Origin of the sequence: Psychromonas aquimarina ATCC BAA-1526, assembly GCF_000428725.1 — a bacterium.
Lineage (GTDB): Bacteria > Pseudomonadota > Gammaproteobacteria > Enterobacterales > Psychromonadaceae > Psychromonas > Psychromonas aquimarina.
Window position 1 is genome coordinate 41,044 of the sequence record NZ_AUAM01000036.1, and the last position, 7,768, is coordinate 48,811.

General features: G+C 42.3%; 6 protein-coding genes and 1 tRNA gene. All 7 read right to left on the reverse strand.

All coding sequences use genetic code 11. The annotated features are described in order from the left end of the window. Positions 1 to 7: 7 nt before the first annotated feature. A complete protein-coding gene (locus G337_RS0113815) occupies positions 8 to 991 on the reverse strand; it encodes an ABC transporter ATP-binding protein (protein WP_028864420.1) in 984 nt (327 codons plus the stop codon). A 10-nt stretch (positions 992 to 1,001) separates the two neighbouring features. After that, the gene (locus G337_RS0113820) at positions 1,002 to 1,958 is read right to left on the reverse strand and encodes an ABC transporter ATP-binding protein (RefSeq protein WP_028864421.1); all 957 of its coding nucleotides are present in this window, start codon (positions 1,956 to 1,958) and stop codon (positions 1,002 to 1,004) included. Then, positions 1,955 to 2,935, reverse strand: a complete 981-nt coding sequence (locus G337_RS0113825; protein ID WP_028864422.1) for an ABC transporter permease — start codon at positions 2,933 to 2,935, stop codon at positions 1,955 to 1,957. The genes G337_RS0113820 and G337_RS0113825 overlap by 4 nt, the downstream gene beginning before the upstream one ends. 9 nt (positions 2,936 to 2,944) lie before the next feature. Next, positions 2,945 to 3,919, reverse strand: coding sequence for an ABC transporter permease (locus G337_RS0113830; RefSeq protein WP_028864423.1), 975 nt, complete (start codon positions 3,917 to 3,919; stop codon positions 2,945 to 2,947). A gap of 53 nt (positions 3,920 to 3,972) precedes the next feature. Next, positions 3,973 to 5,616, reverse strand: coding sequence for an ABC transporter substrate-binding protein (locus G337_RS0113835; RefSeq protein ID WP_028864424.1), 1,644 nt, complete (start codon positions 5,614 to 5,616; stop codon positions 3,973 to 3,975). Positions 5,617 to 5,983: 367 nt separating this feature from the next. After that, entirely contained in the window at positions 5,984 to 7,339 is a 1,356-nt protein-coding gene (locus G337_RS0113840) for a glycoside hydrolase family 30 protein (RefSeq protein ID WP_028864425.1), read from the reverse strand. 342 nt (positions 7,340 to 7,681) lie between these two features. Beyond that, a tRNA-Val gene (locus tag G337_RS0113845) sits at positions 7,682 to 7,757 on the reverse strand. Between the last annotated feature and the right edge of the window lie 11 nt (positions 7,758 to 7,768).

The following is a 7,768-nucleotide window of genomic DNA, read 5'->3' on the forward strand; positions in this document are numbered from 1 at the left end:
TTACAACTTAAATGTTGTGGCAGCGGATAAAGTGATCCTCTGCTATTTGAGTTACTTCAGGGAAGCTCTCATTACAGCAGTCTAATGCACGAGGACAACGCGCTGAAAACGGGCAGCCTTTAGTGTCCGGCTTCCACATTGGTATTTCGCCTTTTTTAGCACCTAGCTCTCGACGACCGCTTTGACCGGCTTCCGGAACAGCAGACAGCAGTAACTGCGTATAGGGATGCTGTGGTGTCTGCGTGACTTTATCGCTGCTGCCCCACTCCACCATATGCCCGACGTACATAACCGCCGTTTTTTCAGCGAAATATCTTGCCGTTGCAATATCATGGGTAATATACATAAACGAAATACCGTGCTTATCTTTAAGATCCGCCATTAAGTTTAAAATACCTAGGCGAACGGATACATCGAGCATCGATATCGGTTCATCGGCTAAAATTACTTCAGGATCTACGGCTAGTGCTCGTGCAATAGCAACACGCTGTCTTTGCCCGCCGCTAAGCTCATGCGGATATTTTTCAGCAGTTTCAACAGCAGGAAACAACCCCACTAATTCAAGCAGCTCATAGACCAGCTTGTCGATTACTTTTTTATCTGCACGCTTATGAATAAGCAGAGGGCGCGCAATATGATGGTAAATTGAATGCACAGGATTAAGTGATCCAAACGGGTCCTGGAAGATCATCTGCACCTGACGTGCATATTCCAGCGTACCGTGATCATCAATATACTGCTGCAGCGGTTTTCCTTTAAAGATAATATCGCCGCCGGTTTTTTCATAAATACGTGTTAAAACACGGGCACCAGTACTCTTGCCTGAGCCGGATTCACCAACGATAGCCAGTGCTTCACCTTTGCACAAATCAAATGACACATCATTCACCGCACGCATATAACTGTTTTTACTGCTTGATTGTCCAATCGGAAAATCTTTAATCATATTTCTGACTGAAAGCACTACTTCAGGTTTGTTTGTCGTATCCATCATTGATTCCTTATAACTTGTGACATGCAGCATGATAATCGACATTCAACTCAATCAGCAGCGGATCATCTTTCTTACAGATATCCATACAGTCTGCGCAGCGGTCCTGAAAATTACAGCCGCTAGGTAAACGCAGCAGATTAACCGGATCGCCTGGTATTCCGTAGAGACGTTCTTTCGGCCCGTGAATAGTCGGAAATGATGCAATCAAACCTTTTGTATAAGGATGAGACGGCTTGCTGAATACTGTTTTAGCATCACCGATTTCAATCAGATTACCCGCATACATAACACCAATACGATCTGCAATTTCACCCATTAAACTTAAATCATGACTGATAAATAATATTGAGAATCCAAACTTTTCTTTTAAATCGTATAATTCATTTAAAATTTCACGCTCTACTACTACATCTAAAGCTGTGGTCGGCTCATCCATAATGATCAGTTTCGGTTCAAGCGCTAATGCAATGGCAATAACAACACGCTGTCTCATGCCGCCGCTAAGTTGATGCGGAAAACTTTTCAGACGATCACCATGAATCCCTACAATACCCAGTAACTCTTTGGCTTTTACAGCTGCTTGTTTAAAACTGATTCTTTTGTGGGCTACGATTACATCGGTAAGCTGTTCGCCAATGGTAATAACCGGATTTAATGAGTTCATTGCACTCTGGAAAACAATGGAAACATCATTCCAGCGGAAATCACGCAGCTCTTTATCGGACATTTTTAAAACATCACGACCGTTATAAATGATTTCTCCCTCAGATATCAGTGCCGGCGCTTTATGTAAACGTGTTATTGCAAATGCCAAGGTACTTTTGCCGCAGCCCGATTCCCCTGCTATGCCTAATGTTTCACCTGGAGCAATCGTTAAACTAACGTTATTAACGGCTCTTGCTACACCATTTGCAGAAACATAATCAACACACAGGTTATTAATTTCTAAAAGTGCTTCTTTCATAGTAGACCTCGACGTTTCATTGTTTCTCTATTCATTTTTTTCCATAACTTCATATGCGGACCAGTTTTTAGTTTCGGATTACTGACCTGATCAATCGACATATTAATTAATGCGAGTGCGCCGCCCGTTAATGCTAAGGCAATAGCAGGAACCAGCATCTCCCACCATGCGCCGGTATATAAAGAAGAAGATACCTGCGCCCAGTAGAGCATTGAACCCCAGCTTACTTCAGTAGCATCACCTAAACCTAGAATACCCAGACCCGCTTCAGCGCCCATTGCGTAGATCACTGTGCCGAGGAAACCACCAAACACAATTGAAATTAAGTTAGGTAGAATTTCAACCAGAATAATGCGGATTTTTGACTCCCCCATCACCTCCGCAGAGATAATGAATTCTTTGTTTCTAATTGCCATCGTTTGTGAGCGAATTACTCGTGCTCCCCACGGCCAGGAGGTAACGCCAAGCAGTACTGTAATCACCGTCGAACCAACCTGCCCCAGAAAGGCGGCCAGTACAATCAGCAGGGGCAGCTGCGGGAATACCAGAAACACATTAGTGATAAAGTTCATCCACTCATCAATTTTACCGCCCAGGTAACCCGATGTAACACCGACTGCAATCGCGATAGTCATCGCAATGATGCCGGCAAAAAGGGCAACGGTCAGGGATTTTCTTGCACCGTGAAGAACCTGACTATATACATCTCGCCCATTTCGTGTTGATCCCAGTACATGCTCTGCACTTGGTGCCTCATGCGGTCTGGCAACACGTTTCTCCGGGTTATGCGTACTTAATACAGGTGCAAATAAAGCACCAAGCAGAATCACAGTTATTAAAGACACACCAATAATAGCCGGCGGATTACCGTGGAAAAATGCTTTAGTTTTTATCCATGCAGAGTGACACTTCTTTTTAAACTCGCTTTTATGACCCGGCACAGGTGCATTAGCATCTGATGTAATTGAGTTATTCATATCTATACCTTATTTAGAAATTCGAGGATCAAGCCACACATAAAGCAGATCGGCTACAAAGTTGGCTGTAAGAACTGCAGAAACAAGAATCAGCAGGATTGCCTGAATAAGCGGATAATCTCGCGCCATAATGCCTTTAAGCAGGATATTTCCCAGGCCCTGATAGTTGAATACTACCTCTGTCATAATTGACCCTGCGAAGGAGAAACCAATCGCCATCGCTATTGCAGTTGCAACCGGTAAGATTGCATTGCGGCCTGCGTAGCGGTACATCACACGATAACTGCTTAAGCCCTTTGCTTCAGCCATGGTCACGTAATCTTCACCAAGGACATTGATCATTGCATTACGCATATTAAATACCCAGGTGGCAATGCCCACTAAAATCATTGAGCCCATCGGTAAAACCGCATGTTTTGCAACACTGCCGATAAATTCCAGAGTAAACCCAGGATCTATTGCCGGGTCATAAGTATATGCAAGCGGTAATAGCTCCAGCTGCAGGCCGAAAAAGTAAAACAGCAGCAGTGCTGTTACGATATATGGGAAATTACTAATAAAAGCTAAAAACGGCGGGACAAACTGTCCGAAGAATCCTTCGCGGCGGTATGATGAATAAGTTCCAATTGTCACCCCAAGAATTAAAGCTACAATTAATGAGCCTAATGCTAGAAACATGGTCCATGGCAGAGACATACCGACAACGGTTGTAACATCGATAGGAAACATCAAAACTGACGGTCCAAGATCAAGAGTAAAAACACTTTGCATGTATGAGAGGTATTGTTCAAAAACATTACCGTCTACAAAACCATACATCTCTCTTACTGCATCCATCTGTGCAGGATCCATTTTACCCTGTGCAGCGGCGAATAACGCATCAATAGGATCACCGGGCATCATTCTCGGCAGCATAAAGTTAAATGAAATTGCGATCAGGAAAGCAGTGAAATAAAAACTAAGTCGGCGTAATAAGAAACTCATAATTTTTTCCAATTGTTAAAGAGCCGCAGCGCGGCTCTTTTGATAGAACTCGGTTACTTGAGGTGAAGATTGTTGATAATCAAGTTACGCTTGCCGCCGTCATACCAGACAGGCTGAACATAAGGATTTTCCTTGCTCGGCCAGCCGACTAACTTCGCAGTACTGTACTGGAACCAGGTTGCATTGGAGAACAGTGGAATAAACGGTAAGTTTGCCGCCGTAAACTCCTGTAGTTCATCTAATATAGCCTGCTGTTTCTGCGCATCATTTGTTAGACCAAAGCTGTCAATCAAAACATCTATTTCTGGCGAATGCACGCCGTGACCTGCATGCCAGCTTTTGCCTATCTGTGACGTTGAGAAATATGCCTGATAAGCCTCGATCGGATTTGTCGCAACCATTGACCAGTTAATTGACATTTTGTAATCACTGTCTTTTAATCCGCTGTCATAAACAGCCCAGTCAACAGTTTTAACGTTTGCTTTGATACCAATTTCTTCATAATACTCAGTAACCATCTGTACTACTTGAATCCAGTCGGTCCAGCCGTTTACAACATTAATGTCAAATTCGACTCTTTTGCCGTCTGCCGTGTCTCGGAAACCGTCTCCATCAAGATCTTTAAGACCAGCGGCATCGAGCAGCTGCTTGGCTTTCTCTGGGTTAAATTTAGTAATATCCTTGTACTTTGCGGTTACATCCTTACTGATATATGGTCCGTAAAGTTCAGCAATACCAGCTGCATTGAAGTTGGCTGTCGGATAACCGTAAGCCGCGATATCAACAATCTCTTCACGATCCAGTGCCATTGACAAGGCTTTACGCACATTCAAATCGTCAAAAGGCGCTTCTTTAGTATTTACATAAAGATGGATAGCGTCGTTAGCCGGGTACCAGTAATGATTATTTTTAGGATCTGTGGCCACAAACGTATTATCAATATCAGCAATAAAGTTAGATCCCCAGTCAATTTCACCCTTCATTAATGCAGGCTGCACTTGTGAGTTATCGTTGTATGAACGGAATGTTATACAGTCAATATACGGGCGGTTAGGCAGGTAGTAGTTGTCATTACGACAAAGCTGCATCTGCTGCGGTTTAAGATATTTAATATCAGTCATCGGGCCGCTGCCGACAGGATCTGGATTGGTAAAGGTTGGTAAGTCTTTATCTGCAACTTTACTCCAGATATGTTCCGGTAAGATATGATATTTAGGCAGACCCCAGATAAATGTCGAATCTGCATTCTTCAATTTAAAAACAATTGTCTTAGCATCCGCCGCTGTGACGCTCTGCAGGTTTCCGGTTGCCCAGATCGCTTTTTGGTCAAATGCAGGTGCAGCCTTAGTCATTGTAAAACTGAATGCCACATCTTTAGCCGTTAACGCTTTGCCGTCGGACCAGCTCAGGCCGTCACGAAGCTTAACAGTAATAGTTTTCAAATCTTTCGAATATTCAGCAGACTCAGCTAAACGGTATTCAACATTACCGGTCATGTTATTAAAAACCATCAGCGGCTCATACAGCACGCCTTCAAACAGTCCACCACTTGTATATGGATTGAAGTTCTCAACGAAACCAGTATTTATAATAGGAACTGTTAATATCCCCCCTTGTTTAATCTCTTCAGCCATAACACCGTTTGCTGATACCAGCAGGCCGCATACGATCGATGCTAAAATCTTTTTACTACGCATTAAATAGTCCTTTTTAATTTAAGATAACCGAAAGAAAGCGGTTACTTTTCGTCGTATGAACAAATACTGTTCAGTCTCGTAAATTTAAACACCCGGCAAAGAAAGCGCTTTCTTGAGGTGATACTATGCTGCGGAAACCGCTGCAGCAACCTGATTTATTAGAAAGCTGTACTTCGATCACACTTACACAATAGTAGCCTATTCTCAGTGCTGTCTTTTGTGCTTATTGCTAATTAAAATTAAATATGAATAATCAACGTGTTAAATAAATTAGAAATATAAATAGGGGAAGTCTGGAAGATTGGCCTGCTGATATTGCTAAAAAGCTCCTGAAATTAGCGTTTCAGGAGCTTTTTGATAATAAGGATTAAATAACCACAGTCTGTATAGATCTTGCAGGCATAGAGATATAACAGCCCTTATCTATATTATGCAGCGCATAGGTCAAATTTTGTTGTGAATTGTTGCATACGACAATTACCTTTTGTCCGTCAGGATTAATAAAGCCGGTTGTTTCGATAACATCTGTTGTGCTGCACACCGCGATTCGCTTTGCACCTTTTTTTATAAATTTAGAAAAATGCGCGAAATAGTAGTACGAGGGGTTAATGATTATCTGGTCATTAACAGTATCACCGATAATAGGCGCACTGCATAAATTGTTAACATGATTCGGTCCGCCAGTTTCATCAAGAAAAAGATTCCAGTCACACCAGGCAGAAGTATTATGATTCAAGTCATTAATTATTGAGTGTGCATAACGTTCACCCACCTTCCAGTCTCCAATATGAGGCCCGCCTTCCTGGCACCCTTCGGTAAACCAGATTTTTTTATCCGGATAGACATCATTGATCAATTTCAGATTCTGATAGTTGTCTCCCATATACCAGTGAATACCGATACCGTAGACATATCTGCAGGCGGCTTTATCATCAAACATTTTCTGAGCCCGATCATACGCCTCGGCACGATTATGATCCCAGCAGACTAATTTAATATGCCCTAAACCCTGCTTTTCCAAAGTCGGACCAAGATAATCACGGACAAAATCACGCTCTTCTTCTGAAGTATATACACATGAGTCCCATACCTGAGTCGCCGCCGGCTCATTCTGTATTGTCAGAGCAGATATAGTGATTCCCTCATCCTGCATCGCTTTAATATATTTACAATAATAGAGTGCCCATACCTGCCGGTATTGAGCTTTTAACTTCCCGCCGTGATTCATCTGCCCGTTAGTCTTCATCCAGGCAGGAGGACTCCACGGAGAGGAAAACAGTGTTATCTCATCATCAGATAGCTGTTTAGCCCATTCAATCATTGGAATTATCTGCAGCTTATCCCGATCCAGATTAAAATCTTTCAATTCCGGATCTTCCGTTTCACAGCATGCCCAGTTGCCTAAAGAAAAATCACAACTGTTGATATGGGTTCTGCAGAAGTTATAACCTATTCCTTTGTGCGGATGAAAATATGCTTCCATCATCTGCTTCTGCTTATCAGGGCTCATTCTATTAAGCACATCAGCAGCAGACTCGGTAAAAGCACCACCGAACCCTTCCCACTCCTGAAAAGTCTTTGATTCATCCATATAGATCCTATGCAGTTCACCTGCATCGGTATAAGTTGTTGTATCCTCCTGCTCATAACCTTCGTGCAGATCAAGCAGATCCGTTTCACTTAAAAGAAAATTGCTGTCTTTAACTGTTTGGTAAAGTTTCATTATTTCTCCAGTAATTCAATTAAAACTAGAGGAAGTTTAAAGTATCAACTACTCAACACCACAAAAGAAAGCGCTTACAAAGATCTGGCTCACATTATATTTGTGCGAAGATAACTCATAAATTACAAATTGATTTTCTTGAGCAGCTAGGCTATATAGCCAATTCGGATTGATTTTAAAGCTAAATAGTGCGCGATTACTTTCGAGAAAAGTTTACGGCAAAGGGAATAATGCGCTCAAAAAGTCAGGATGGTATATACGTCACAGATAAATAACACTATGAATTCATATAAAAGAAAATATCATTATGGATAAAACAGAAGGTGCGGTTTACGTTAAAGATGGTGGGCGATACTGGGCTTGAACCAGTGACCCCCGCCTTGTAAGGGCGGTGCTCTCCCAACTGAGCTAATCGCCCATCTTTAAATT

Bases quoted from the DNA above. Each gene is read 5' to 3' on its own strand.
- G337_RS0113815 (WP_028864420.1), bottom strand. From the start codon at position 991: ATGGATACGACAAACAAACCTGAAGTAGTGCTTTCAGTCAGAAATATG.
- G337_RS0113820 (WP_028864421.1), bottom strand. From the start codon at position 1,958: ATGAAAGAAGCACTTTTAGAAATTAATAACCTGTGTGTTGATTATGTT.
- G337_RS0113825 (WP_028864422.1), bottom strand. From the start codon at position 2,935: ATGAATAACTCAATTACATCAGATGCTAATGCACCTGTGCCGGGTCAT.
- G337_RS0113830 (WP_028864423.1), bottom strand. From the start codon at position 3,919: ATGAGTTTCTTATTACGCCGACTTAGTTTTTATTTCACTGCTTTCCTG.
- G337_RS0113835 (WP_028864424.1), bottom strand. From the start codon at position 5,616: ATGCGTAGTAAAAAGATTTTAGCATCGATCGTATGCGGCCTGCTGGTA.
- G337_RS0113840 (WP_028864425.1), bottom strand. From the start codon at position 7,339: ATGAAACTTTACCAAACAGTTAAAGACAGCAATTTTCTTTTAAGTGAA.